Annotated in this window: 3 tRNA genes; all 3 read left to right on the top strand. The window is 43.3% G+C overall.

What is annotated here, in order from left to right:
* Nucleotides 1–64 precede the first annotated feature (64 nt).
* The 3 genes from DZ860_RS23940 (at nt 65) to DZ860_RS23930 (ending at nt 361) form a co-directional block, all read left to right on the top strand.
* A tRNA-Lys gene (locus DZ860_RS23940) sits at nt 65–140 on the top strand.
* 28 nt (nt 141–168) lie between these two features.
* Nucleotides 169–244, top strand: a tRNA-Ala gene (locus DZ860_RS23935).
* 41 nt (nt 245–285) lie between these two features.
* Nucleotides 286–361, top strand: a tRNA-Val gene (locus DZ860_RS23930).
* Nucleotides 362–578 lie beyond the last annotated feature (217 nt).

Below are 578 nucleotides of genomic sequence, written 5' to 3'. Positions count from 1 at the left end.
GGCCTAGGACACCGCCCTTTCACGGCGGTAACAGGGGTTCGACTCCCCTACGGGATACCACTAAGGGTCGTTAGCTCAGTTGGTAGAGCAGTTGACTTTTAATCAATTGGTCGCAGGTTCGAATCCTGCACGACCCACCATTCTTTCTTAAGAATGAAATCTCAAGATGGGGCTATAGCTCAGCTGGGAGAGCGCCTGCCTTGCACGCAGGAGGTCTGCGGTTCGATCCCGCATAGCTCCACCATTCTTGAGGAAACTTCTTCATATAAGAAGTAAAACTAATATGGGCGATTAGCTCAGTTGGGAGAGCACCTGCCTTACAAGCAGGGGGTCACTGGTTCGAGCCCGGTATCGCCCACCATCTTTAAGTACATTTACTTTTGAATAAAAAGTTGAGTGTTTTTAAAAATGGTTCATTAGTTTGAATCTAGCTCTTTAACAATTTGGAAAGCTGACTGATAACAACATTGTTGTTATCAAAAAAAGTTCTCAATGTATTCTTAATTGAATACACCAAAAAACACATTCAAGTGTTCTTGGCAATATCATCTCCTAGAGATGATTATTCGAAATTGAGT

It is taken from the genome of Vibrio sinensis (assembly GCF_003605645.1).
Taxonomy (GTDB): Bacteria; Pseudomonadota; Gammaproteobacteria; order Enterobacterales; family Vibrionaceae; genus Vibrio; species Vibrio sinensis.
The sequence above is the reverse complement of the archived record's forward strand: the minus strand, read 5'-3'. Positions and strand labels throughout refer to the sequence as shown.